The organism is Klebsiella pneumoniae subsp. pneumoniae HS11286 (assembly GCF_000240185.1).
Classification (GTDB): Bacteria; Pseudomonadota; Gammaproteobacteria; order Enterobacterales; family Enterobacteriaceae; genus Klebsiella; species Klebsiella pneumoniae.
The window spans coordinates 1,418,935-1,444,479 of the sequence record NC_016845.1 but is presented as its reverse complement, the minus strand read 5'-3'; the positions used below and the strand labels follow the sequence as shown (position 1 = coordinate 1,444,479).

Here is a 25,545-nt window from a genome sequence, read left to right as displayed (position 1 = left end):
TCTCCTTAGCTAGTTCAGCACCTGCACCGCGGCGCCTTCGCGCAACCGCTGCGCGCCGTCGGTGATCACCTGCTCGCCCGCCTGCAGCCCTTTCTCGACCGCAAACTGCTGCCCCTGCTGCCCCGCGAGGGTCAGACGACGCTGCCCGGCGGTGTGGTCCGGCTTCAGCACCCAGCTGAAAAAGCCCTGCGGATCCTGCTGCACGGCGGCGGCCGGGACCATCACTCGCGACGGCAGTTCCTGCGGACGGAACAGGATCGTCACGCTGCCGCCCGGCAGCAGACGGTGCTGCGGATTGGCGAACTCGGCCCGCACCGCTACGCTGCCGGTGCGGGCGTCGATCCGGTTATCGATAGAGGTCAACACCCCGTCGCGCCGTTTACCATCAACCTCAATCTGCGCCAGCCACGCCTGCTTCAGAGCGTGGATATCGGCGTGCTGGCCGGTTTTGCTGAAAAACGCGGCTTCGTCGAGGGCGAACGAGACCCGCACCGGATCCAACTGCACAATGTCCACCAGCACGCCGCTGGACGAATTGACCAGCGTCCCGACGTGAAAGGCGCTATGGCCCACGCGACCGGTCACCAGCGCCGCAATCTGAGTGTAGCTGAGCACAATCTGCTGGGCCTCGACGCGGGCTTTGGCCTGCTGTACGGCAGCGGCGGCGACGTCGCGCTGCATCCGGGCCGTATCGACGTCGTTGCGGCTGATGGAGTGATTGTTGATAAGCCGCTCGTAGCGAGTGAGCAACTGCTGCGACTGACGTAATGAGGCTTCGGCGCTTTTCAGCTCGGCCTGCGCCAGAGCCAGCGCCGCGCGGGGCTGCGCGTCGTCGAGGGTAAACAGCAGGTCGCCTTCGGTAACATACTGCCCGTCCTGGAAGTGGCGCTGAACAATCACCCCTTCGGTGCGCGCGCGAATGTCGACGGCGCGGATCGCCTCGACCCGCCCGGGGATAGCGCGTTCTTCAGCATGAGGAGCCAGTTCAACCGTGGCGACGCGGACCGGCACCGCCGGCGCGGCGGTCGCCGTCAGGGCGCCGCCGACCAGACCGCAGGCCAGCAGAGCAAAGCGGAAGGTTTTAATCATAGAGGATCCTTGCGACAGTAACGCGCGCCTGCAGCGAGGCGCGCGAGATTGTTCAGGCCGTTTTGCGGAACCGGCGCGTCAGACGCTTCTCGACTTCCACCACCAGGAACATGGCGACGCCGATGACCAGAGTGACAAACCAGTAGCGCAGCGGCAGCGCTTCCGTACCAAACATGCTCTGCATCAGCGGGACATAGATAATGACCAGCTGCATCAGCAGCAGGACGCCGGTCACCAGCCAGATGCCTTTGTTGCGCAGCAGGCCCATGCTCAGGGAGAAGCTGTCGCTGCTGCGGCAGTTGATCATGTAGACCCACTGCGCCGTCACCAGCATCTGCAGCAGCACGGTGCGGATAAACTCCGGACTGTGGCCGCGCGGCGCCAGCCAGGCCTCAAGGATAAAGGCGGCAATCGCGATCATCGACCCGACGAAAGCCACTCGCCACACGGCGAAACCATCCATCACATGCTGGCCGGTTTTACGCGGCGGACGGTTCATCACGTTGCGCTCTGCGGCCTCAAAGGCCAGGCCGAAGGAGAGCGTCGCCGACGTCGCCATGTTCATCCACAGGATCAGCACCGGGGTCAGCGGAATAATGTTCCCCGCCAGCAGGGCGATGATGATCAGCAACCCCTGCGCCAGGTTGGTCGGCATGATGAAGAGGATGGTCTTCTTCAGGTTGTCATAGACCCGACGGCCCTCTTTTACCGAGCTGGCGATGGTCGCGAAGTTATCATCGGTCAACACCATGTCGGCCGCCTCTTTGGTGACTTCGGTGCCTTTGATACCCATGGCGATACCCACGTCGGCCTGGCGCAGCGCCGGCGCGTCGTTAACGCCGTCGCCGGTCATGCCGACCACTTCGCCGTTATCCTGCAGGGCTTTAACCAGGCGCAGCTTATGCTCCGGGCTGGTACGGGCAAAGATGTCGTACTCCACCGCCGCCTTCGCCAGCGCCGCATCGTCCATGTGCTCCAGCTGGTAGCCGGTCATGGCCTGGCTGCTATTGGTGATCCCCAGCATCTGGCCGATGCTCATCGCCGTCTGCGGGTGGTCGCCGGTGATCATTTTCACGCGGATGCCGGCGGTCTGGCAGGCGTGGATGGCGTCAATGGCTTCCGGACGCGGGGGATCCATCATCCCGGCGATGCCGAGGAAAATCAGTCCCTCCTGCAGGTCCTCATGGTTGAGGGTGGTGGCATCAAGGCTGGCCGGCTTACAGGCCGCCGCCACCATCCGCAGTCCCTGACGGGCGAAGCGCGCCATCTCCTCTTCCCAGTACTGCGCCTCGAACGGCACCGCGCCGTGGCGGCTCATCTGCTCGCGGCACATGGCGAAGATAACGTCCGGCGCACCGGTGATCAGCACCCGGGCATTGCCATCGATGTGCTGCAGGGTCGACATATATTTGTACTGCGAGTCAAAGGGGATCTTGGCCACCAGACGGGCCTCCACCGCCGGGAGCTGCGCTTTCGCCGCCAGCACTTTAAGCGCCCCTTCGGTCGGCCCGCCGGTGATCCCCCACAGACCGCGCTCATCCTGGGTAAGCTGGCTGTCGTTACACAGGTCGATGGTGCGCAGCCAGGTCTCCAGCACGGTGCCGGGCTGAACCTGCACGGGCTCATCGCTCCCCTCGAGGAAGATCCGCCCCTGCGGCTCGTAGCTGTCGCCTTCCACCCGATAGCAGCAGTCGGCGGTGATGATCGCTTTGACGGTCATTTCGTTCATCGTCAGGGTGCCGGTTTTATCCGAGCAGACCACGGTCATGGCGCCGAGGGTTTCCACGGTCGGCAGCTTACGAATAATCGCCCGCTTGCGCGCCATCGTCTGCACGCCGAGCGACAGAATAATCGAGATGATCGCCGGGAGTCCTTCCGGTACCGCGGCTACCGCCAGGCTAATCAGCGACAGCAGCAGCTCGCCCATCGGGATATCCCGCAGCGCGAGGCTGAAAATAAACAGCGCCACCATCATGGCGAGAATAATGGCGAAAATCGCTTTGCCGAGCTTATCCATCTGCACCAGCAGCGGGGTACGGTGCTTCTCAATACCCGCCATCATCTGGTTGATATGGCCGAGTTCGGTCTGCGCGCCGGTGGCGGTCACCACGCCGACGCCGCCGCCGGCGCTGACGGTGGTCCCGGAGAAGACCATGTTCACCCGGTCGCCCAGCGGCAGATCGCCCTCCAGCGCGTCGGTGATTTTATCCACCACCGTCGACTCGCCGGTGAGGATCGCCTCTTCCACCCGCAGGTTGTGGGTTTCAATCAGGCGCATATCCGCCGGCACGCGGTCGCCGGCGCGCAGGATAACGATATCCCCCGGAACCAGGTCGCGCGTCGGGATAGTCTCATGCTTGCCGTTACGCTGGACGCGGGCATCGCTGGAGAGCATGTTGCGGATCCCCTGCAGCGATTTTTCGGCGTTGCTCTCCTGAATATGGCCGATCAGGGCGTTAATCACCGTCACGCCGAGGATCACCAGGGTATCGACCCAGTGACCCATGATGGCGGTCAGCGCCGCGGCGGCCAGCAGCACGTAAATCAGTACGTCGTTAAAGTGGGCGAGAAAGCGCAGCCAGCCCGGTTTGCCTTTCTTTTCCGGCAGCGCATTCGGCCCACAGGTATTCAGGCGCTCGGCGGCGTCTGCGGAACTTAACCCAGCGGCCTGGCTTTTGGTCTGCGCCAGCACTGCGTCAACGGTCTGCTGCCAGACCTGCCGTGGCGCGGTGTCGCCCGAGGGCGTCGTAAACTTTGGGTTATTCATCTTGGTCAATTTACATTTTCCTTATAAATTCCGTGAGTCGGAAAGCCTGAAATCATTCCTGGCCAATGAAGTAAAAGAGGGCAAAAATGCCGATAAAAATGTGAACCAATACAAGTCTAAATTTTTCGCAAAATAAAAATTTTGTGATAAGTTAATTCCACAAACCAACTATTACAGAATATTAATAAACCAAAACTAAACGAGGTAAAATATGTTTGGAATCTACCGCGGGCGCCGTCTGGCGCTGTACATCGCGTTAGCCATTATCATTGCCACGCTGGTGGGATATAGCACTTACAGTTTTGTAAAAGCGCTGGCATAATAATGACGTTAATTTACATCCGGCTGCAATTAACTTAATTACAAATTATTTCAGATTAATTAACATGAGAGCGAAAGGTAGGCGGTAATATTTAAAATAGTCGTGTTATAGCGAGTAAAAAAACAAAGCATATTGCGTTAAGCATTATTTTACCGGACAATATGTTTTTTAACTGATGATTAACATGACATGAAACATCCACTGGAAACGCTGCTCTCCGCCGCCGGGATCTTACTGCTGGCCCTGCTCTCCTGTTTGCTGTTGCCCGCGCCTTCGCTGGGCCTGACGCTGGCGCAAAAGCTGGTTGAGACATTCCATATGATGGATCTCAACCAGCTCTATACGGTGCTGTTTTGTCTGTGGTTCTTAGCGCTGGGCGCCATTGAGTATCTGGTGCTGCGCTGGGTGTGGCGTCGCTGGTTTTCCCTCGAGCGGTAAACCAGGAGAGGCGCGCCTCAGTGGGCGCGACTGTGGTTCTCTTTGCGGTAGGCGCCCGGCGGCTGATTGAAGGTCCGGGTGAAGACGCGGGTAAAGGTCTGTTGCGAATCGAAGCCATACTTCAGGCAGATATCGTAGACCCGCTGATCGGTGTCGCGCAGATCGCGGGCGGCCAGCAGCAGCTTCCTTTCGCGAATATAGCGCCCCAGGCTCTCCCCTTTGTACTGTAAAAACAGCCGTTGCAGATGCCATTTCGAATACCCGGCATGGCGAGCGATATCATCAATACGCAGCGGTTGATGCAGGTTATCATCAATCCACTCGACGATAGTATCAATCACCTGAGCGGAAATCGTCATATGCTCTCTCCTCTGATACTGCACTGGCGCTTAGCGCCACCAGGCGTTAAATGATTGCGTCTTATCGGCGACCCACACCGGCTCGCCCTGCACAGGCGTCAGCAGACGCCAGGCCCTTCCTTCGCTGGCAGCCGCCAGCCGTTGATACGGTTCATCCCAGCTGTGTTTCGCCAAAACGAATCGTCCAGCATGTCCAGGCAGCACCGCGCGAGCGCGCAGGTCGTCGGCAGCCTGAGCCGTTTCATCCGGCATCATGTGGATATATTTCCAGTCCTGGTCATACTGCCCGTTCTCCATGATCGCCAGATCGACCGGACCGAACTCATCGCCTATCGCTTTAAAGTGCGGCCCATACCCGCTGTCGCCGCTGTAATAAATCTTTTGCTGCCGGGTAACGAACAGAAAACTGGCCCACAGCGTCTGGTTACGCTTCAGCCCACGGCCGGAAAAGTGCCGCGCCGGCAGCACGTGGACGGTGAGCTCGTCGCTGGCCGGTACCGCCTGCTGCCAGTCCGCTTCGGTAATCAGCGCCCCGTCCATTCCCCAGTAGCGCAGATGCGATCCGACCCCCAGCGGCGTAATGACCCGCTTAATTTTCGGCAGTAAGGCGCGAATGGTGGCGTAATCCAGATGGTCGTAGTGATCGTGGGAGATGATCAGCAGATCGATCTCCGGCATCCCTTCCGCCCGCCACGGATAGTCGCCGGGGAAGGCTTTATTGATAAAAGAGAACGGCGCCGCGTAATCGCTGAACACCGGGTCGATCAGGATGCGTTTTCCCGCCAGCTGCAGGTACCAGGAGGAGTGGCCGAGCCAGACCATCACGTCCTGCCCGAGGGGCAGCGTCGCCAGATCGGTCTTCACCAGCGGCAGCGGTTGCGCGGGACGGGCGTTTTCCCGTTTGGTCATCAGGAAATCCCACCACGCCGCCAGCATATTTTTCTGCCCGGTGAACCCTGGCGTGGGCAACTGGTTATGGAACTGGCCGTCCCGGTAGTGGGGAGACGCTTCCACCTGGCTAAGCTGTACCCCCTGCGGCGCCTTACCAAAACCGGCATTAAGAACAAACGGCAATGTCGTTGCTGCTGCGAGTAACATGATGGCGACCACGCTGAAAGTGACACGGTTCATATCCTGACCAGACAAAAGCCCCCATCCCGGAGGCTTTATGATATAACTTGATTATGAGTGAGTACGCACTCATTATTAGGAAAGCGATGAAAGTCGTCAAGACGATTTTCAATTTTTGCGTTCCGCCGTTGCAGCGACCTGGTCAGACGTGCCAAGATCGGCGGTTTGTTTAAACCTGCGTGAGGAAAAAAGTAGTGGCTCGTCCAAAGAGTGAAGATAAAAAGCAAGCGTTACTGGAAGCTGCCACCGCGGCTTTCGCCCAGTCCGGCATAGCCGCCTCGACGTCGGCCATCGCCCGCAGCGCCGGTGTGGCCGAGGGAACGCTGTTTCGCTATTTCGCCACCAAGGATGAGTTGCTCAACGAGCTGTACCTCGCGATTAAGCTGCGCCTGGTGCGCACAATGATCGCCGGGCTGGATCCGGACGAGAAGCGCCCGAAAGAGAACGCGCGCAATATCTGGAACAGCTATATCGACTGGGGCGTGCGCAACCCGATGGAGCACAAAGCGATCCGCCGGATGGCGCTCAGCGAGCGCATCACCGACGAAACCCGCCGCCAGGTAAAAGAGAGCTTTCCGGAGCTCAACGAAATGTGCCAGCTGTCGGTGAAAGAGATATTCCTCAGCGAGGCGTACCGCGCCTTTGGCGACGCCCTGTTTCTGTCGCTGGCGGAAACCACCATCGAATTCGCCAGCCACGATCCGCAGCGCGCCCGGGAGATTATCGCCCTCGGCTTTGAAGCCATGTGGCACGCCCTGCATGAGGCGGACGCCAAATGACCCCTGAGATGCTGCATCCCTGCGCTCACCGTATCGCCCTGACCTACCCGTTTACCGAACACTGCTGGCCCTTTGGGCCAGAGTACGACGTGTTTAAGGTCGACGGCCGCATCTTTATGATCACCATGACTATTCGCGGCCGGGCGCTGGTCAATCTCAAAGCCGAGCCGCAGAAGTCGCTGCTGAATCAGCAAATTTATCGCAGTATCGAACCCGGCTACCATATGAACAAGAAACACTGGATCACGGTGGTGCCAGGAGAGGATATTAGCGAGGATCTGCTGGCCGAGCTGATTGACGATTCGTGGCATCAGGTGGTGAACAAGCTGAGTAAAAAGGCCCAGCAGCGCCTGCGTCCGCGCTGATTTTCAGCCAAATGCGATAAGTGTTATCGCATTTTTCACCCTTATCATTTTGCGATCTTCGCTGTACTCTTCCTCTCCTGAACGCACCGGTAAGGTGCTGTAAACTGTGAGGAAGAGTTATGGATATCGTATCGGTCGCTTTGAAGCGCTATTCCACCAAGGCCTTTGACGCCACGAAAAAGCTGACTGCCGGGGAAGCGGAACAGCTGAAAACGCTGCTGCAGTACAGCCCGTCTAGCACCAACTCCCAGCCGTGGCACTTTATTGTCGCCAGCACCGATGAAGGGAAAGCTCGCGTGGCGAAAGCCGCCAGCGGCACCTACGTGTTCAACGAACGTAAAATTCTTGACGCCTCGCACGTGGTGGTGTTCTGCGCGAAAACCGCGATGGACGACGCCTGGCTGCAGCGCGTGGTGGATCAGGAAGAGGCCGATGGCCGTTTCGCCACCCCGGACGCAAAAGCCGCTAACCACAAGGGTCGCACTTTCTTTGCCGATATGCACCGCAAAGAGCTGAAAGATGACGATCAGTGGATGGCAAAGCAGGTGTATCTCAACGTCGGCAATTTCCTGCTGGGCGTAGCGGCGATGGGTCTCGACGCCGTGCCGATTGAAGGGGTCGATTTTGCGATCCTCGATGAGGAATTTGACCTGAAAGCCCAGGGCTACACCAGCCTGGTGGTGGTCCGGGTCGGCCACCATAGCGTAGAAGATTTCAACGCTACCCTGCCGAAGTCGCGTCTGCCGCAGTCGACGACCATTACCGAGATTTAATTCCCTTCTGCCGGGAACGCCCGGGCCATGGCGCAGCAGCGTCTCGCCCGGGACTTTCTTCACCCACTCTTTCCCCCTCTTTTCTGCCGTTTGTGCCAAGTTTCTGGCGCTCATAATCCCGCTTGTGCCAGGAATAACGACTTTAGTGTGAACCAGACGATTTAATTAATTGATAAATAATACTTTTCATTTCTGGCACGCCCTTTGCTCTTAACAGATACCGCTATCTGGATGAAGGAGAAACCGGGTGAAACATATCTATGTGGCCAGCCACGGCCATTTTGCTCGCGGACTGGTGAACAGTTTGTCGCTGCTGATTGGCGACGAACACGGCGTTATCCCGGTCTGCGCCTATGACGAAGATATCGTGACCACCGAACAGCTGGAGCAAACCCTGGAGCATCTCATCGTCCAGGCGAATGGTGATGAAGTGGTGATCTTCACCGACCTGCTTGGCGGCAGTATCAACAATAGCGCCGTGAGCGTCTTGATGCGACATCGCAACGTTTTCGTGGTCGCCGGCATCAATCTGACTCTGCTGCTGGAGTTTCTGCTGTGCGAAGAAGCCACTACCGAGGCCGCGATTATCTACGCCACCAGCGCGGCGCGTGAATCCATTGTTTTCATCAATCCTCTAATAACACAACCATCCTCTGACCCACAGGGAGAATCTCATGATTAAACTCGTGCGCATTGATTATCGGCTGCTGCACGGCCAGGTGGTTTTTGCCTGGACCCGAGCGCTGGATATCGACCATATCATCGTCGCCAACGCCAAAGCCGCGGCGGATGCCTTCATTACGATGTCGCTTAACCTGGCAAAGCCAGCGGGCGTCACGCTGGACATCGCCACCGTTGAACAGGCGGCGGAAAAGCTTAACAGCGGCAAGTTGGATCATAAAAAAGTCATGGTGGTCCTGGGCAATACTGCGGAAACCCTCGCGCTAGTGGAAAAAGTCCCAGGAATTAGCGCAATTAATTACGGCGGTCTGCCACAGAAGGAAGGGGCAAGACAATTCGGCAAGGCCATCTATCTGACCGAAGAGGAAATCGCCCATAGCAGAGTGCTAAAAGAAAAAGGTATTCGGCTGGAGATGCGTCAGGTACCCGCCCACTCGGCTGAACTCCTTAACGACCAACTTTAACTTCGGAGGTCACTATGTTGCTCACCGCAACGTTACTCGGACTGATCGCTGCCCTGGGGATACTTGATGGCCGCCTGCTTGGGGTATCAATGATCGATCGACCGCTGGTGATGTGCGCCCTCACCGGTCTGGTCTGCGGTAATTTACATGAGGGGATTCTGATTGGCGCTACGCTGGAGCTTATTTTCCTCGGCAACGTCGCCATCGGCGCCGCGCACCCGCCAGATATCGTGACCGGCTCCGTATTGGCCACCGCGTTTTCGATCATGTCCGGTCGTGGTCCAGAGGCTGCGCTCACCATCGCCATCCCTGTCTCAATGCTGGCGCAGACGCTGGGAATCCTGGTGCGCGTGGTGAACGCCCGCTTTGGTCATCTGGCGGACCGCTATGCGGCACAGGGTAATACCCGAATGGTCGGCCTGATGCACCTCGCCGGTCCGACGCTACTCTATTTTTTAAACGGATTTCTACCGGTATTTTTTGCCATTCTGCTTGGTTCTTCGGCGGTAAGCTGGTTCCTGGAGGCCATTCCACCGGTGATAACCAATGGATTGATCGTCGCCAGTAAGATCCTGCCAGCGCTCGGCTTCGCCCTGCTGATCAGCATGATGCTCAGCAGCAAACTGATGCCGTACCTCGGTCTGGGATTTCTGATAGCGGCATATACCAAACTGGATATTATCGCCATCGCGCTGTTCGCTGTGGTGTTGGCATTTATCATCAGCCAGTTCCTTAATCTTAATCAGCAGGAGAGCTAATCATGAGCGAAATGACGCAAACTGTGGCTGGCGCTACCCAGCCGCAAAGCGATGATGCAAGCCGCATCACCGCCCGCGATTTACGCAGCGTGTTCTGGCGCTCCTTTACGCTACAGGGCTCCTGGAACTACGAGCGCCAGCAGCATATGGGCTATGCCTTCGCAATGTCGCCAGCCCTGAAGCGCATCTATCAGGACCCAACGGAGCTGGGGCGCGCCCTGCAGCGTCATCTGGTGCTGTTTAACACCACGCCCCATCTCTCGACCTTTATCTTCGGCCTGTCGATTGCCATGGAAGAAGAGAACCAGCGTAACCCAGAATTTAATGAGGAGTCGATAAACGCGATTAAAACCAGCCTGATGGGGCCGCTGGCGGGCATCGGCGACTCCATATTCTGGGGATCATTAAAGGTTATCGCCGCCGGGATGGGTATCTATTTCGCCCAGCAGGGCAGCCTGCTGGGACCGATACTGGCGCTGTTAGTTTATAACCTGCCGCATCTTTTGTGCCGCTGGTATGGCCTGAAGCTCGGCTACCGGGCGGGTACGACCTGGCTGATGAGAATTTACCAAAGCGGCCTTATGGACCGGGTGACCTATATCGCATCAATTGTTGGCCTCATGGTCGTCGGCGCGATGACCGCCAGCATGATAGATATCACCACCCCGCTCAGCTTTACCGCCGGGCAGACCACCATGAAGGCGCAGGAGTTTATTGACAAAATACTTCCTTCGCTGCTGCCGCTGCTTTTCACCCTTGGGATGTACAAGTTGATCCGCAAGGGAGTCAATATTAACTGGATCCTGCTAGGAACCGTCGCGTTTGGCATGGCGGCCAGCGCGCTAGGCCTGCTTTAAGAAGAGGAATATCACCCATGCACGTAGAAGACTATATGAATGAAACACCCGCCTGTCTGCTCGCTATGCTGACGCAGACGCGGGAAGATCTCTGGCAGGCGGCAAAAGCGCTAACGGAGCGCGGCGTCACGCGTATTATCCTGACCGGCTCCGGTACCTCTTATCACGGCGCGCTGACCGCCCGCTCGTTTATGCAGCAGTGGTGCGGGCTACCCGTTGATGTCTACTGGCCTTTTCTGCTGGATGATTCGGCGCTGACCCTCAGCGACAAAGCGCTGGTCATCGGCATTTCTCAGGGAGGCGGCAGCCTCTCTACCCTCGCCGCAATGGAACGCGCCCGGGCAGCCGGGCATCTTACCGCTTCCATGGCCGGGGAAGCGCCAGCCGTTATCGACCGGGCGGCAGATTTGGTCTTAACAGTACCCTGTGGAGAAGAGCGGGCTGGCGCCAAAACCAAAGGGTATCACTGCACCATACTTAATCTGATGCTGCTGGGGCTTGCTGTCGCCAGTCGCCAGCGGCGCCTGAGCGATGAGGAGCGCAAGGCGCTACTCGTCCGCATGGATACCACGTTTAATCATTTGCCTACGCTCATTGAGGCCTCGCAGGCGTGGGTTCTCAATCATGCCCGACCGCTTATCGACAGCGCGGACATTCGCCTGACCGGTCCGGCAAGGCTGTTTGGCACCGTTCAGGAAGGTGCGCTAAAGATGCTTGAAACGCTACGCTGTCCGGTTGCCGGTTACGAATTTGAGGAGTTCATCCACGGGATCTATAACGCCTTCGACGAGCGCTCTACCCTGATCATGCTCGATCCGTTTCCCGATGAGCGTCAGGATCGCCTGGCGGAAATACTTGGCGGCTGGACTCAGCATATTTATCGCATTGGTCCACAAGTCGAAAATAACGGCAAAAATATGCCCTTCGCATTTATTAACGATCCCGACTTTGCGGTCTTTGAATATATTATTCCGTTACAAATGGTTTGTGCCCGACTGCCGCCAGTGAAGGGCATCGATCCCGCAATACCGAAGGATCCGCATTTCCACCAGAAAATGAAAAGTAAACAACTCAATTAATTGACGCATAGTAAAAGTTATCCGCGTTTCAGCGGAGGACCCGTTACATCCCAAGGAGACCAATATGTCTATAGCTCATCAAAACGCACATACTATTATTCGCGATATTTTATCTAAGCAGCACATTGAGCGCGTATGGTTTGTTGGCTGCGGTGGTTCATTAACCGGTTTCTGGCCGGGGAAATATTTTCTCGATTGTGAAGCTAAAAAGCTGGCCGTCGGCTATGTTACCAGTAATGAATTTGTCCATGCGACGCCGAACGCGTTAGGTAAAAACAGCGTAGTGATCCTCGCCTCGCAGCAGGGCAACACCGCTGAAACGGTGGAAGCCGCCCGCATCGCGCGTCAGAAAGGCGCCGCCACTATTGGACTGGTATATACCCCCGGCACGCCGCTGTGCGAACACAGCGATTACACTATTGAATACTGCTGGGCGCGCTATCCCGAAACCGTCGATCCGACGCAGCAAAAAGCGGCATACAGCCTGTGGCTGGCGCTGGAAGTGCTTGCGCAAACTGAGGGATACGCCCATTACGATGAGATGGTCAGCGCCTTTGCCAGTTTTGAATCCGTGGTACGCGGCGCTCAGCAGCAGGTTCAGGCGGATGCGCGCCATTTTGCCGAAGCCTGGAAGAGCGAAAAAGTCATCTACATGATGGGCAGCGGCCCCTCATTCGGCGCCGCGCATCAGGAATCCATCTGTATTCTGTTGGAGATGCAGTGGATTAACTCCGCCAGCATCCACAGCGGCGAGTATTTCCACGGCCCCTTTGAGATTACCGAAACGGGAACGCCGTTTATTTTATTAAAAAGCAGCGGCCGCACCCGCCCGCTGGATGATCGCGCGATCCGCTTTATCGAACGTTACCAGGGAAAACTGCAGATTATTGACGTGGAAAAGGTGGGAATCGACGCACTGCACGCCAGCGTGCGCGAATATTTCTGCGGCCTGCTGCACAACTGCGTACTGGATGTTTACAACCTGGCGCTGGCCACCGCTCGCAACCACCCGCTGACCACCCGCCGCTATATGTGGAAAGTCGAATATTGATTCGCTAACCGCCTGCCAGCCCCGGCGTAATTCTCCGGGGCTGCGTTGAGGATTACCAGCTAAAATCTTCAATACGTAATTCAAAAATATCGTGAATATAGCCAATTTCCGCTACCGGTAGCGCCACGTTATAGAGTATTTTCAGGCGCTGGAACGAGTGATTCACCATGGCAATAAATTCACCATGCTGGCGGGTAAATTGCTCAAGATCTTTATAATGGCTAATTTCATTACGCATTACCAAACGCTCAATCATACAGCTGAGATGCACATATAAACTGATAATTAAGTTATTATTAAAATGAAAACCAAGCGTATTTTGCCACTCAGCGATAATGGTTTCGATATGGCCCATGGTTTTTCCAGCATTCAGTATCGTCAGAGAGTTGACAACGTTATGCAGTGAAAACTCACGAACCATATTTTTATTAATCAGCGCAATTTGCTTTTCATTAAGATAGCCGCTTAAGAGCTGACTCAGATGTCGATGCCCCTGCTCGCCAAGTAGTTCCTCAATGCCAACCCAGGGCACTCCGGCCAGCTGCGGGTCGTGGGTACCCACGACCGCAATAACTTCATACTGGTGGAGCAACGATACCGCCGTACGACTGTTTTTTAAGCGCGTATACTCGCAGGCGATGATGTTAATATCAAAATCGTTGAGCAGGCTCTTCTCCATCAGATTTTTAAATTTAAATGCGGTACCGATACCTGTAATACAGGTCACCAGCAGCACACGCTCTTTTTTTTCTGCGGGCCAGAACACATCCCAACGCGACTGATTAAGCGGCACGATCTCTTCGGCGATTTGTTCGATGTTTTTTCCCAACGCGATCTCGCTGGCAACGTTCAGCGCCATGCGGGTCGTGACGTTATCCACCACTACCAGCGGGCCGTTAATCACCGACAAAAGCGCATCGGCAATCTCCTTGGTGTAGCCCATATCAATAAGCACCATCACACCCGCACGCGTGTCCGTATGCTGGAGATAATCAACCACGGCGCGACTGACATCGTTAAACGCCACCTCCATCGGCATATCCATGGCCTGGTAGATCTTCTCGCCAATCAGGCGGTTGGCAACGCCGGCAATGCTGCTGGCGGTCGAATAACCGTGGGCGATTATCAGCGCTTTCACTTTTCCGCCGCTGGTCGCATCGATAGCATTACTGACAATGGCGGTAATCGCCAGACGGTCAAGCGTATCGATGAGCAGATCGTATTTATTATTGACGACATCCAGTAGTTTCTCCGCGATGCGTTGCGCCAGCCCCGCCGAGGAGTCCAGCCAGCGCTGCATCACCAGACGCACGGGCTCAGCAACGCTGCGCGGCGCCAGAGGGAGGCTGGTGAGGTAGCGGCCGGTAAGATAAGCGAATTCGACATTTAGCTGAAGGTCATAATTGACAGCGATTGCTTTGCCCACATCTTCAATAAAGCGCAGCCGTTTGTCCTGCAGAGAGACCGTACTCTCCTGATTCATCAGCGCATCAAGATAGAGCGTCACGTTCTGATAAATAAGCTTTTCAAAGGTCCGCACGCTAATATTATCCTGAGCCAACTCCTCGCACAGGCTACAAATATTTTCCGTTAGCCGTTGGTATTCATGGTGACGACCAGAAAAAAGAGGCTGCGCGTCGCCATCGCGGTAAATCATAACCCGCTCGCTATTTTGCTGAAGGGTAAAAGGCGCATCCGCCAGTAATCGGTCGGGCAGCAAACCCGCTTTTATATGTAAAAGACCGCTATCACGTTCGCCAAATGTCCAGGCGCTGGCGCAAATATTGCGAATCAAATTTTCCAGCCCACCGACATTTCCTTCAAGCGTTTCACGCATTAGCTGGCTGACGATTTCGCCATCCAGCGCCAGATCGTGGTTCAAACGCTGGGCTTCACGGCGGAAAAAGTGGTGGATAAACGCCAGCCGCTCGAATTGGCCGCGTTCAGCGATCGGCAGAATTTTTACAATCACCGGAATACGGCGAATAAAGGTCGCCAGGAAGTGTTTTTCCAGATCCTCGGTTGAAGCAAAAATTAGCCGCACCGTGGCGCTGCGCTCGTCGGCGCTCTCCCCCAGCCGGCGCCAGCTACCGTTATCCATAAAATGAAACAACTTTTCCTGGCCTTCGGGCGGCAGCCGATGAACCTCATCGATAAACAACACCCCGCCGTTGCTGGTCTCGATAAGACCAGGAACGGCCTTATCGGCGCCGGTAAAGGCCCCCTTCGCATGACCAAATAACTTCGAGGTCAGTAGTTCTGGATTATTCGCGTACTCGGCGCAGTTAAATACGGTAAAAGGCGCATCGGCAGGTAAAATACCTTCATCTATTGCGTAGTGCCAGAGCTGGCGAGCTAGAAAACTTTCCCGGTGCCAGTAGGGCCCCGCAGCAGCAGCGGCAGACCTGCGCCAGGGTAGCTGATGGCAGCCTTGCACTGGCGCAATGCTTCCTGCAGGCTGCCCTGCGCGCCAATCAGCTGCGCCAGACTATCCTGACGATCCGCGCACAGCGCCTGAATGGAGGCGTATTCGCCGTGCCGAACCGCCAGGCGGTGATGATCGCGCAGAACGGTAACGGGTAAAAACAGCACCGGGCGACCGTTCACTTTGACCACCCGCTGCTCGCGATGGAGATTATTCAGATGATGGCTGATGATGCTGCGTTTTTGCTTCAAGCTATCGGCGATGGCCATAGCGTTAAACTCGCCCAGCGCTTCCGCCGTCAGCGCTCGCCCGGCGATCCGTTGTTCTAGTTGGCGAAAAATCGACTCCTTATTCATCTCGCTCCCCTGTCAAAAGCGTAAAATTCGCTTATACGACAATTCGCGCAGGACGTCGCTGCCGCCAGCCACACTTCTTTAAAAACGCTTAATTTTTCATGGCTTAACGTTCCCCGCATGCCAGATGCGCTCGGCATAGCGGCCAATCACCGCCAGCGAGACGGCAAGGATCAGGAAAAACAGCACTTTGTGCATCCCGTTCCAGAAAAACTCAAAGAAACGGGTATAGAGATTGATCGCCAGGAAGGTTAGTCCGAAGCCGCGCAGCATTCCGTCATCGGTTTTCAGGCTGATAAAAATGCAGACGCCGGCCGCTACGGCAAACAGCAGCCCCCACGGCAGGAGTCGCGCCTGGCTCACCTGGTACCAGCTGTCTGCGTCGTAATTGCCGAAAATCGACATGATCCACAGCGCAATAAACAGGTACGTGAGGCCCATCGCCTTGCTGACGGTAAACAGCTGCCGCTGGCGAAGCAGGGATTGCGCGCCGTAGCAGAGCGCCAGCAGCGCGCCGCCGAACAGGACGAAGCGAATCGGGTAGTTCATGCCCAGCCAGTAGGCGCCCCACCCCGAGACGTAGCCGGTTTCCGCGCCGAACCAGTTGCCCAGCGCCAGCAGAAAAAAGAGCCACACCAGCCCGGAGCGGGCAATATAGCCAATGGCACCGTAAATCACGCATCCGGCCAGAAACAGCGGTGCGATATGGCCGCTGCCGTTATCCAGCCGTTCGCCAAGCTGCCATAGCGCCACCGCGGTAAAGACGACGCCCAGAAACAAAATCGCCTCGGTGCTGTAGTGCCACTGCGTCTCCCGCCGCTGGCGGCGAAAACCCCAGCCGTAGCAGACGACTGCCAGCAGCGCAGGCAGCAGGATCCGCATCAGCGCCGAGTGGCTGAACAGGCTCAGCAGCCACGCCACCAGCTCGCTGTCGGCGAACAGACTGCCCAGGGAAATCAGCACGCAGGCCAGCGCGGTCCAGAAGGCATAGCGGCTCAGGCGCCGCCAGTCGAAGGGGGAGACGCGCATCGTTTGCGCCAGCCGCTGGCTGTCCGAGGGGGTTAACTCCCCGCTGGCCTGCCAGGCATTCAGCGCGCGCTGAATAATGCGCTGCTCTTTTCGGGTTACGTTCATAGGCATTCCTTGAGACTGATGACAAACCTGTTTTCGCTAATATGCTCGCCTTTCTGCCGGGCAGCGGCTGTCGCCCTCCCCGGCCTACTTAACCATTTATATATCAGATTGTTACTCCTTACCGTAAGCCCGCGTAAGCGCAGCGCCGCCGAGCATGATATCAGGCACGGAGCCGCTTTATTGCCGGGTGGCGGCTGGCGCCTTACCCGGCCTACGGTCCGTATCAGCCAGCCGTTAACTTACCCACTTGTGCGACTGAAACTGCCGGTGTTGCGGCCTCAACATCGCTGAGACGTTCCCGGCAGGCCGGGGCAGCCCGCATGGATGCGGGCTGAGGGCCGTGTTTTGCATGGACGCTGCCTCGGCCCGACCCGAAGCCTGCAGGGATAAGTCGAAGGCACCGCGCAGCGGCGATGTTGCTGGCCGGAGCCCGGGGGTACAGGGGGCGGCGGCGACTGGTGCCCCCTGTGCGCTCCCTGCGCCATGAGTGACATAACGCAGAAGGCGTATCGGGAGCGCAATGTGTGCTGAAGTCGTAGATCACATACAGGACTTCCCGACAGTGCTTTCCCTCCCCTACTCCCGGAGGGAAAGGGAACCGTCCAGCAGCGCCGGCCGGGCAATACCCGAAGATGGCACATTGCCAGCCATCTGATTCCCTGTGATTAATGTTGGTCCAGCCACGCCAGCGCCTGCTCGCCCGCCTCGTCCATCGGCAGGTAGACCAGCAGGCGCGAGCCGTTGCGCGGCGCCGAATACCAGTACATCTGCTGCAGGCTGAATCGCCCGAGCTGCGGGTGGTTAAAATGTTTAATCTGGTTTTCCACGCCGCGCACCTCGTAGCGCTGATGCCACAGCGCTTCAAACTCCGACGAGGCGGCGAAAAAGCGCGCCAGTTTGTTTTCCCACGCCGGATCGCCGCGGTGCTCGGCCATCGCGGCGCGGAAATAGGAGACGAAGGTCGGCAGCACATCGCGATTTTCGATCCGGCTGCGCCAGGTCTCATGGGTCAGATAGAGATAAATGCAGTTGCGATCTTCTTCCGGGAGGGTGGCGAAATCGATGCCCATCAGGCGGCAGAAGCTGTCGTTCCACGCCACAATATCAAAGTTCGGTTTCTGAATGCTGGCCGGCTGCGGCATCAGGCTGTCCAGCATCCGGCGGGTCCCTGGGCTGATGCCTTCGCACACCGTCACCTGGGTGGCTTCCGGCGGGGTCAGCCCGGCGAGCACGAACAGATGCCGGGTCTCCAGCGGACTGCACTGCAGGGCATTCGCCACCCCCACCAGCACCGCCTCCGACGGATTCACCTCCCGCCCCTGCTCCAGCCAGGTGTACCAGGTAACGCCGACGTCGGCGAGCATCGCCACCTCTTCCCGGCGCAGACCCGGCGTGCGCCGGCGGCCCACCCGGGGCAACCCCAGGCGCTGCGGATCGAGGCTTTCACGGCGGGCGCGCAGAAAGGCCCCCAGCTGTTTGCGTCGATCGTCCGGCACGGCGATCGTCGACTCCCGTTGCGGCATCGTGGTCATCACCCCTCCAGCATAGTAGTGCCAATACCAGTATAGACAGGAACTGGTACCCGTTTAATTTATCGGTAATGCTACGTCGGTCTGCTGAATGACGCAATGGAGAATCCCATGAATACGTCTGCTGTTTCACCCGGCCGCGCCGGTCTGTTGCTGCTGCTGAGCGGCCAGATGCTGCCGCTTATTGATACCTCGATCACCAATGTGGCGCTGGACGCCATCACCCACACCCTGGCGGCCAGCGCCACGCAGCTGGAGCTTATCGTCGCGCTGTACGGCGTCGCCTTTGCCGTCTGCCTGGCGATGGGCAGTAAGCTTGGCGATAACTATGGCCGCCGGCGCCTGTTTATGTGGGGCGTCGCCCTCTTTGGCATCGCTTCCCTGCTGTGCGGGATGGCGAACAGCATCGGCGCCCTGCTGGCGGCCCGCACCCTGCAGGGCGCCGGGGCGGCGCTGATTGTGCCGCAGATCCTCGCGACCCTGCACGTCACCCTCAAAGGCCCCGCCCACGCCCGGGCCATCAGCCTGTATGGCGGGATCGGCGGGATCGCCTTTATCGTCGGTCAGATGGGCGGCGGCTGGCTGGTGTCGGCGGACATCGCCGGGCTGGGCTGGCGCAACGCCTTTTTTATCAATGTGCCGATCTGCCTGCTGGTGCTGGCTCTGAGCCGCCGCTATGTGCCGGAAACCCGTCGCGAGACGCCGTCGCGGATTGACTGGCAGGGTACGCTGTACCTCGCGCTGATCCTCTGCTGCCTGCTGTTCCCGATGGCCCTCGGTCCGGAGCTGCACTGGCCGCTGTGGCTGCAGCTGATGCTGGTGGCGGTCCTGCCGCTGCTGTTCGCCATGCGTCAGAGCGCCCTGCGCCAGCAGCAGCGTGGCGACCATCCTCTGCTGCCGCCGCGTCTGCTGCAGTTGACCAGCATCCGCTTCGGGATGGCCATCGCCCTGCTGTTTTTCGGCGCCTGGTCCGGCTTTATGTTCTGCATGGCGCTGACCATGCAGGAGGGGCTGGGGATGGCGCCGTGGCAGTCCGGCAATAGCTTTATCGCCCTCGGCGTGGCCTATTTTATTTCGGCGCTGTATGCCCCGCGGCTTATCGCCCGCTACAGCATGGGGCGGATCCTGCTGACCGGTCTGGCGGTGCAGATCGCCGGTCTCCTGCTGCTGTGCGCCACCTTCTCCCGCTTCGGCGTCGCCACCAACGCCCTGACGCTGGTTCCCGCCACGGCGCTGATCGGCTATGGCCAGGCGCTGATCGTCAACAGCTTTTATCGGATTGGTATGCGCGATATCAGCGCCAGCGACGCCGGGGCCGGGAGCGCAATCCTCAGCACCCTGCAGCAGGCGACCCTCGGTCTCGGACCGGCTATCCTTGGTTCGCTGTTCCTGGCGCTGGCCCGTCGCGGCGGCGGAAACTATCCGCAGGCGCTGATTGATTTTCTGCTGGTCGAGGTGGCCATGATGCTGTTGCTGGGGGCGATAGCGCTGTGGCTACGCCATCATCTCAACCGACAGCCGGCGACGGTGGCCTCGTAATACCGGCGGCGGTAATTTGCATAATAGCTATCCAGCGGTCATCATACCCGCTGGATATTCAGGAGACGTTATGCAGGAATTAATATCGCAAATTGCCGCCTTAGGAATCGAAATAACCCCCACCCGCTCGCTGATGATTATCTTCGGCATTATCTTGTTCACCGCCGTGGTCGTGCATCTGATATTGCACAAAGTGGTCCTGCGCGCATTTGAAAAACGGGCGCTGGCCAGCAGCCATCTGTGGCTGCAAATCATCACGCAGAATAAACTCTTTCACCGACTGGCCTTTACCCTGCAGGGGATCATCGTCAACGTCCAGGCGGTGCTGTGGCTGCAAAAAGGCAGCGAGGCCGCGGAAATATTAACCACCGTGGCCCAGCTATGGGTGATGATATATGCCATGCTGTCCTTCTTCTCGCTGCTGGATGTCATTTTAAAGCTGGCGCAGAAATTTCCCGCCGCCTCACAGCTGCCGCTGAAGGGCATATTCCAGGGGATTAAGCTGGTGACGGCGATTATTATCGGCATCCTGATTATTTCCCTGCTGATAGGCCAGTCACCGGCGATCCTGATTAGCGGGCTCGGCGCGATGGCCGCGGTGCTGATGCTGGTGTTTAAAGATCCGATCCTCGGTCTGGTGGCCGGTATTCAGCTCTCGGCCAACGATATGCTCAAGCTTGGCGACTGGCTGGAGATGCCAAAGTACGGCGCCGACGGCGCGGTGATCGATATCGGCCTCACCACGGTCAAGGTGCGCAACTGGGACAATACCATCACCACCATTCCGACCTGGTCGCTGGTCTCTGACTCGTTTAAAAACTGGAGCGGCATGTCGGCCTCCGGCGGCCGCCGCATCAAACGCAGCCTTAACATCGACACCACCAGCATTCATTTTCTTGATGAACAGGAGCAGCAGCGCCTGATCCGGGCGAAATTACTTAAACCCTATATGGATTCACGCCACGAAGAGATAAGCGCCTGGAACCAGCAGTACGCCGGGGAACAGTCGGTTCTCAATGAGCGGCGAATGACCAATGTCGGCACCTTCCGCGCCTATCTGCAGGAGTATTTACGCCATCATCCGCGCATCCGCCAGGATATGACCCTGATGGTGCGCCAGCTGGCGCCGGATGCCAACGGCTTGCCGATCGAGATCTACTGCTTCACCAACACCGTGGTATGGGCGGAATATGAAGGGATCCAGGCGGACATTTTCGACCATGTCTTCGCTGTGGTGGATGAGTTTGGCTTACGCATTCATCAAACGCCCACCGGCAACGATATTCGCGCGCTGACCGGCGCCTTCTCCCGCTGATCCTCAGACGCTGGCGCGGTCTATCACGCGCCAGTCCATCATCACCCGCTCGACGGCAGCGTCGGGATCGTCGATGCGTTTCATCAGTAGAGACACCGCCGTACGGCCGATCGCCCGGGAGGGCTGTTCGACGGTGGTCAGCTGCGGGGAGACCACTTCCGCCAGCTCGGTGCCATCGAAGCCGATCACCGCGATATCCCCCGGCACCCGTAGTCCGGCCTGGGCGATAGCCCGCAGCGCCCCGGCGGCGAGGGAGTCCGAAACGGCAAACACCGCATCGGGCTTCTCGTCTTGCGACAGCAGTTGCTCCATCGCCCGTTTACCGGCCGCCGCGCTAAGATCCTGCGCGTAGGTCACCTGCTGATACGCCAGACCGTGCACGTGCAGCACGCTTTTATAGCCGCGCTCGCGCAGACGGGCATAGCGATAGCTGAGGTCGTGATTAATGAGCGCGATGCGGCGGCGGCCGCTATCGGCCAGTCGGGACACCGCCCCCTGAGCCGCCTCGACGTCGTTAATCCCGACGCAGGAGATGCTGCCGGTGTCGGCATACTCCGCGCACTGCACCCAGGGCGCATCGCCAATCATGGTGGTCAGTTCCGGCAGGCTGGAGAGCGCGTTCATGGTAATAATGCCGTCGACCATTTTGCCGGAGAGCAGCTGCAGGCCCGAGGTCGAGCGGGCCAGATCCGACCCGGAGTTACACAGCAGAATGCGGTAGCCATTCTTCTCCGCCTCTTCTTCTATCCCCTTCACCACCTCGGCGCAAAAGGGGTTAGCGATATTGGAGACCATCACCAGGATCATATTGCTGCGGGCGGTTCGCAGCTGACGCGCCAGCAGGTTCGGCTGATAGTTGCTCTCTTTGATCGCCTGCAGCACGCGCTCACGGTTTTTGGCTTTTACCGTATCGCTGTTGTTCAGCACCCGCGACACCGTGGCCACCGAGACGCCGGCCAGACGAGCAATTTTCTGAATAGACATAAACCCTGCACTTCCTGCGATAGAGGTGGATCCTGCAGGCTATCATAAATGAGCGCAGCCCGCGCCGCTAGCCGGGCTGCGTGCGAACTGGGAGCCTTACGCTTTTGCGATGCCAGGACGTTAACCGCTTTTGCAAAACATGACGGGATTGATTAGCACGCTTAGCGGGCTATCATGGTGGCGCTGATGTAATTTCGCAAAATGCAAAACTCACTCGAGTATGCTACGGCATTGGTATAGAAATGGGGTATTTTGAGCGCAATGAAAATGATTATTATCGCAGCGGCAATTATCACCGACAGTCAGGGACGCTGTCTTTTAGTGCGTAAGCGGGGAACTGAATATTTTATGCAACCCGGCGGCAAGCCTGAAATCGGCGAGACCCCGCACGCGGCGCTGATCCGCGAGCTGGAGGAGGAACTCAACTTCAGCGTCTCACCAGAAGAACTGGTCCAGGTAGGCCGTTTCACTGATGCGGCGGCAAACGAGCCAGGTCATCTTGTCTCTGCGGATGTCTTTCTGATAGCCACGAACAGGGTAAGCTTTACACCGACGATGGAAATAGAAGAAGTGATCTGGTTTACGCCGGGTCAGGATCGGCATATTAAGCTTGCTCCCCTTACCGAAAACCACCTGCTCCCTCTGCTGAAAGGGGTGTAACCACCCCAAACGCATCGAAAGTTTTGGCTCATTTATCTGCAAGTAAAAATCCACACCATCCTCGTCTTGAAGTATTTACGGCTACCTGTAGGCAGAGCCAATCCATGCGGCCCCCCTAACTCTCTCCGTGACCTGTTTGTCCGCTTTGTACCATCACTATTCCGCACAGACTGCTGACGAGTTCTCCTTAAACATTAACGCGTCTTTATGCATGGGCCTCTGCTGTTTTGTACGCCAGATCATATTTTGCCCGCGCCTTCTTTCACTCTGAGCATCAAACAGCGCAACTTCACCTTACAAAAAAGGGAATATCCGCCTGAAAAAACACAAATTAAAAAACAAATTTAAAACAAAATGTTAACAAAATAGTGTGTGGCTGCGCTTTTTTTGACTTATTGTGCTGTTTTTTTTTAACCAATTACTGCTCATTCAGCGAGAAAATTCCTGGTCGCAATGGATAATTCTTAAGCTGCGTTCGCTATAAAATTCTGCCCATTAAGATTTTTCTTATTAATAAGAGCAGGTTAGTATGATTCGCAGTATTTTTTGACTTTAAGAATTTACACATTTTTCAGCAAAATAACCACCTTGAAATTAAAGTTGTCACATTTATTAACTAGTCATAATATAGCCACATCATTGAACGATAAGGTAAGACAATATAGGGAAATAAATCGACACATGGTTCCACAGAAATATGAGAAGGCATACTGTATTAGCTGCCAGTATCAGTGCGAAATCTATCCACGACCTACGATAAAATCGATTAGATGTATTGAAACTCACTATTGCGTATGGCCTGATAAAAACATCTACTTAAAAAATGGCGTGCATTGTTTTTTAATTAACAAGCATTACAACTTCTCTAATTCTGGATATGTTTTTGTTGATTTTTCTCGCTACAACATCAGATTATTCACCAATGATAAATGGATTGAATATCTGATCAAAACAGGATTGCGGATAGTTTTGATTGCCGACAGATTAGCGCAACCACTGGCGTTGTACTGGAAACACCGTTGTCAGCAAATACTTTCAATTATCTATACCAGCGATACCCGAAATGAGATTGAAAGGAAAATACATCTTTCCTTTCTCGGCCAAAAAGATGGACGCGGCTATCGTCAGAAACTAAGCGCTCAAGAGGTATTGGTACTCGATCTTTTACTTGCAGAGAAGTCAGTTAAAGAGATAGCACAAGAATTGCAGATGGCAGAAAAAAGAATCTACGCAATCAAGCTCAGCTTGCAGAATAAGATGGGAGGCAGAGGGAAGTTAAACATTATTTTATCTGGATAAAGTCATTATCAGTATTTATAGCAATAACTCCATAAATGGAACTAACTTAATTATTCTCAGGAAATTGAAAATGAAAAAAATCGTATTAGCAGGTGTTGCGGCTGCGGCTCTTATCTCTTCCAACGCAATGGCTGACGTAACTGCTTCCGCCACTGCAAGCTGGGATGCAAGCGCAACGAAAGACACCACCAGCGCGCTAGTTGTCACTCCGCTGAAATCCCTGAATTTCCAGTACGCGGAAGGGATTAAAGCGTTTAACTCTCAGAAAGGCGCTTTTGACATCACCATCCAGGGCCAGTCTGGCGCGACTGACTTTACGCTGACCTCTCAGATCGTGAGCAACACCCTGAGCCGTACCACTGACGCCTCTACTCTGGCCGTCGGTGTGAACTGGAACGGCAACGCGCTGAACAAATCCACCCCGGTAACGATGATTGATACTTCCAACAACATTTCCGCGGGTCTGGATGCGCTGGCTGTCGCGACCGCCTTCGCAGGCGCCGATCGCGTCAGCACTCAGGGTAACTTCGATTTCACTATCGACTCCGCGACTTCTGACGGCAGCACTGCCGCTGAGTTCAAAGATTTAACCGACGGTTACTGGAGCGGCGACGTTCGCGTTCAGTTTAATGCGGTCTGGACTATCTAATCAGGTGTAGCCAACACCTGTCCGGTAAGACAAGGAGGCCTCGGCCTCCTTATAAGGATGCGCCATGAAACTGAATCCATTATTCCTCTCTCTCTTTTTATTCACCGTGACGCCCTCCTCCCATGCGATTAATGTCGGAGACGTCACCTCAATAATGGGGCCGGATGCCTCGACTCTGGCAAAAGAAATCATTAATACCACCGATACGGCGCGTTACGTTAGCGTCAGCGTGGAGCGTATCTCATCGCCTATGGCCGGTGGCACGGTTATCCCGATGGCGAACAGATCGGAATTATTATCAACACCCGCCAGCCTGATATTACCCGGCAATGCTAAAGAGAACTTTCGTTTTTTTTACAAAGGACCTCAGGATAACCAGGAACGTTACTACCGAATATCCTGGACCGATGAGCCGGTAACCGAGTTTGAAGCCAGTAAAAAGAAAAAACAGGGCGAGGCAACGACTTCAGCCATTATTGGTACCATTCTGGTGGTCGCGCCGCGAGAAGAAAGATTTGACTATCGTCGCGATAATGACACGGTAACCAATACTGGTAACGCTTCATTCCGTGTGATCTCCTACGGTCCCTGTCGTGATAAAGCGAAGGATGAGGGACAAGGCTGCCGTGAGCGATATTATGTCATGCCTGGTGTCAGCGTAAAAATAAAGCATACCGATCTCACCAATAAAAAAACGCGAATTGGAATATGGCACGGTGAGCAATATATAAATGTAAACTGAGTA

27 protein-coding genes and 1 other annotated feature are annotated in these 25,545 nt (G+C 56.4%); of the genes, 18 read left to right on the top strand and 9 right to left on the bottom strand.

Annotated elements, in window-relative coordinates; genetic code table 11:
• Positions 1 to 9 precede the first annotated feature (9 nt).
• Together KPHS_13930 and KPHS_13920 are read right to left on the bottom strand one after the other, a co-directional pair.
• Positions 10 to 1,089: a putative secretion protein HlyD gene (locus tag KPHS_13930; protein ID YP_005225693.1), complete on the bottom strand. Its 1,080-nt coding sequence runs from the start codon at positions 1,087 to 1,089 to the stop codon at positions 10 to 12.
• Between the two features lie 52 nt (positions 1,090 to 1,141).
• On the bottom strand, positions 1,142 to 3,865 hold the full coding sequence (locus KPHS_13920) for an Mg2+ transport ATPase, P-type 1 (protein ID YP_005225692.1): 2,724 nt from the start codon (positions 3,863 to 3,865) through the stop codon (positions 1,142 to 1,144).
• Between KPHS_13920 and KPHS_13910 the strand changes: the two genes are divergently transcribed.
• Both KPHS_13910 and KPHS_13900 read left to right on the top strand, forming a co-directional pair.
• Entirely contained in the window at positions 3,858 to 3,992 is a 135-nt protein-coding gene (locus tag KPHS_13910) for an aldo/keto reductase (protein YP_005225691.1), read from the top strand. The genes KPHS_13920 and KPHS_13910 overlap by 8 nt on opposite strands.
• Before the next feature lie 375 nt (positions 3,993 to 4,367).
• On the top strand, positions 4,368 to 4,616 hold the full coding sequence (locus KPHS_13900; RefSeq protein ID YP_005225690.1) for a putative inner membrane protein: 249 nt from the start codon (positions 4,368 to 4,370) through the stop codon (positions 4,614 to 4,616).
• A 17-nt stretch (positions 4,617 to 4,633) separates the two neighbouring features.
• Here the strand turns inward: KPHS_13900 and KPHS_13890 are convergent, their stop codons facing one another.
• Together KPHS_13890 and KPHS_13880 are read right to left on the bottom strand one after the other, a co-directional pair.
• Positions 4,634 to 4,975, bottom strand: coding sequence for a putative regulatory protein (locus KPHS_13890; protein ID YP_005225689.1), 342 nt, complete (start codon positions 4,973 to 4,975; stop codon positions 4,634 to 4,636).
• A gap of 30 nt (positions 4,976 to 5,005) precedes the next feature.
• Positions 5,006 to 6,121, bottom strand: coding sequence for a beta-lactamase (locus tag KPHS_13880; RefSeq protein ID YP_005225688.1), 1,116 nt, complete (start codon positions 6,119 to 6,121; stop codon positions 5,006 to 5,008).
• Between the two features lie 179 nt (positions 6,122 to 6,300).
• Here KPHS_13880 and KPHS_13870 point away from each other — a divergent pair, with 179 nt between their 5' ends.
• The 9 genes from KPHS_13870 to KPHS_13790 all read left to right on the top strand — a co-directional run bounded on the left by KPHS_13870 (position 6,301) and on the right by KPHS_13790 (position 12,913).
• Positions 6,301 to 6,885: a TetR/AcrR family transcriptional regulator gene (locus KPHS_13870; RefSeq protein YP_005225687.1), complete on the top strand. Its 585-nt coding sequence runs from the start codon at positions 6,301 to 6,303 to the stop codon at positions 6,883 to 6,885.
• Positions 6,882 to 7,250, top strand: a complete 369-nt coding sequence (locus KPHS_13860; RefSeq protein ID YP_005225686.1) for an MmcQ/YjbR family DNA-binding protein — start codon at positions 6,882 to 6,884, stop codon at positions 7,248 to 7,250. The genes KPHS_13870 and KPHS_13860 overlap by 4 nt, the downstream gene beginning before the upstream one ends.
• Before the next feature lie 119 nt (positions 7,251 to 7,369).
• On the top strand, positions 7,370 to 8,023 hold the full coding sequence (locus tag KPHS_13850) for a dihydropteridine reductase/oxygen-insensitive NAD(P)H nitroreductase (protein YP_005225685.1): 654 nt from the start codon (positions 7,370 to 7,372) through the stop codon (positions 8,021 to 8,023).
• Positions 8,024 to 8,270: 247 nt separating this feature from the next.
• Positions 8,271 to 8,705 carry a putative transport protein, PTS system gene (locus KPHS_13840; protein YP_005225684.1) on the top strand — a complete coding sequence of 145 codons (435 nt, stop codon included), beginning with the start codon at positions 8,271 to 8,273 and terminating at the stop codon, positions 8,703 to 8,705.
• Positions 8,698 to 9,168 carry a putative transport protein, PTS system gene (locus KPHS_13830; RefSeq protein ID YP_005225683.1) on the top strand — a complete coding sequence of 157 codons (471 nt, stop codon included), beginning with the start codon at positions 8,698 to 8,700 and terminating at the stop codon, positions 9,166 to 9,168. Before KPHS_13840 ends, KPHS_13830 begins: the two co-directional genes overlap by 8 nt.
• 14 nt (positions 9,169 to 9,182) lie before the next feature.
• On the top strand, positions 9,183 to 9,926 hold the full coding sequence (locus tag KPHS_13820) for a putative inner membrane protein (protein ID YP_005225682.1): 744 nt from the start codon (positions 9,183 to 9,185) through the stop codon (positions 9,924 to 9,926).
• A 2-nt stretch (positions 9,927 to 9,928) separates the two neighbouring features.
• On the top strand, positions 9,929 to 10,783 hold the full coding sequence (locus tag KPHS_13810; protein ID YP_005225681.1) for a putative transport protein, PTS system: 855 nt from the start codon (positions 9,929 to 9,931) through the stop codon (positions 10,781 to 10,783).
• Positions 10,784 to 10,800: 17 nt separating this feature from the next.
• Positions 10,801 to 11,862 carry a putative inner membrane protein gene (locus tag KPHS_13800; RefSeq protein ID YP_005225680.1) on the top strand — a complete coding sequence of 354 codons (1,062 nt, stop codon included), beginning with the start codon at positions 10,801 to 10,803 and terminating at the stop codon, positions 11,860 to 11,862.
• Between the two features lie 64 nt (positions 11,863 to 11,926).
• Positions 11,927 to 12,913 carry a putative phosphosugar isomerase gene (locus tag KPHS_13790; RefSeq protein ID YP_005225679.1) on the top strand — a complete coding sequence of 329 codons (987 nt, stop codon included), beginning with the start codon at positions 11,927 to 11,929 and terminating at the stop codon, positions 12,911 to 12,913.
• A 52-nt stretch (positions 12,914 to 12,965) separates the two neighbouring features.
• Here the strand turns inward: KPHS_13790 and KPHS_13780 are convergent, their stop codons facing one another.
• From KPHS_13780 to KPHS_13750, 4 genes are all read right to left on the bottom strand, one after another.
• On the bottom strand, positions 12,966 to 15,077 hold the full coding sequence (locus KPHS_13780; protein ID YP_005225678.1) for a putative inner membrane protein: 2,112 nt from the start codon (positions 15,075 to 15,077) through the stop codon (positions 12,966 to 12,968).
• Positions 12,966 to 15,694, bottom strand: a sequence feature (potential frameshift: common BLAST hit: gi|152969117|ref|YP_001334226.1| putative inner membrane protein). Its footprint overlaps the gene before it by 2,112 nt.
• On the bottom strand, positions 15,269 to 15,694 hold the full coding sequence (locus KPHS_13770) for a putative inner membrane protein (protein YP_005225677.1): 426 nt from the start codon (positions 15,692 to 15,694) through the stop codon (positions 15,269 to 15,271). (Overlaps the previous feature by 426 nt.)
• 96 nt (positions 15,695 to 15,790) lie before the next feature.
• On the bottom strand, positions 15,791 to 16,825 hold the full coding sequence (locus tag KPHS_13760; protein ID YP_005225676.1) for a putative permease: 1,035 nt from the start codon (positions 16,823 to 16,825) through the stop codon (positions 15,791 to 15,793).
• A gap of 665 nt (positions 16,826 to 17,490) precedes the next feature.
• The gene (locus KPHS_13750) at positions 17,491 to 18,357 is read right to left on the bottom strand and encodes a helix-turn-helix domain-containing protein (RefSeq protein YP_005225675.1); all 867 of its coding nucleotides are present in this window, start codon (positions 18,355 to 18,357) and stop codon (positions 17,491 to 17,493) included.
• 108 nt (positions 18,358 to 18,465) lie between these two features.
• On the opposite strand from KPHS_13750, the gene KPHS_13740 reads away from it, so the two are divergent.
• Both KPHS_13740 and KPHS_13730 read left to right on the top strand, forming a co-directional pair.
• On the top strand, positions 18,466 to 19,893 hold the full coding sequence (locus KPHS_13740) for a major facilitator superfamily transporter MFS_1 (RefSeq protein YP_005225674.1): 1,428 nt from the start codon (positions 18,466 to 18,468) through the stop codon (positions 19,891 to 19,893).
• Between the two features lie 70 nt (positions 19,894 to 19,963).
• The gene (locus KPHS_13730; protein YP_005225673.1) at positions 19,964 to 21,208 is read left to right on the top strand and encodes a putative transport; all 1,245 of its coding nucleotides are present in this window, start codon (positions 19,964 to 19,966) and stop codon (positions 21,206 to 21,208) included.
• Between the two features lie 3 nt (positions 21,209 to 21,211).
• Here the strand turns inward: KPHS_13730 and KPHS_13720 are convergent, their stop codons facing one another.
• Positions 21,212 to 22,192: a putative LacI family regulatory protein gene (locus KPHS_13720; RefSeq protein YP_005225672.1), complete on the bottom strand. Its 981-nt coding sequence runs from the start codon at positions 22,190 to 22,192 to the stop codon at positions 21,212 to 21,214.
• 261 nt (positions 22,193 to 22,453) lie between these two features.
• On the opposite strand from KPHS_13720, the gene KPHS_13710 reads away from it, so the two are divergent.
• The 5 genes from KPHS_13710 to KPHS_13670 all read left to right on the top strand — a co-directional run bounded on the left by KPHS_13710 (position 22,454) and on the right by KPHS_13670 (position 25,542).
• Positions 22,454 to 22,852: an NUDIX hydrolase gene (locus KPHS_13710; protein ID YP_005225671.1), complete on the top strand. Its 399-nt coding sequence runs from the start codon at positions 22,454 to 22,456 to the stop codon at positions 22,850 to 22,852.
• 207 nt (positions 22,853 to 23,059) lie between these two features.
• Positions 23,060 to 23,200: a hypothetical protein gene (locus KPHS_13700; RefSeq protein ID YP_005225670.1), complete on the top strand. Its 141-nt coding sequence runs from the start codon at positions 23,060 to 23,062 to the stop codon at positions 23,198 to 23,200.
• Positions 23,201 to 23,533: 333 nt separating this feature from the next.
• Positions 23,534 to 24,151: an RmbA gene (locus KPHS_13690; protein YP_005225669.1), complete on the top strand. Its 618-nt coding sequence runs from the start codon at positions 23,534 to 23,536 to the stop codon at positions 24,149 to 24,151.
• A gap of 70 nt (positions 24,152 to 24,221) precedes the next feature.
• Complete coding sequence (locus KPHS_13680; protein YP_005225668.1) at positions 24,222 to 24,800, top strand: fimbrillin MatB; 579 nt, start codon at positions 24,222 to 24,224, stop codon at positions 24,798 to 24,800.
• 64 nt (positions 24,801 to 24,864) lie between these two features.
• Positions 24,865 to 25,542 (top strand): hypothetical protein, encoded by a 678-nt coding sequence (locus tag KPHS_13670; protein YP_005225667.1) that lies wholly within the window; start codon positions 24,865 to 24,867, stop codon positions 25,540 to 25,542.
• Positions 25,543 to 25,545: the final 3 nt, after the last annotated feature.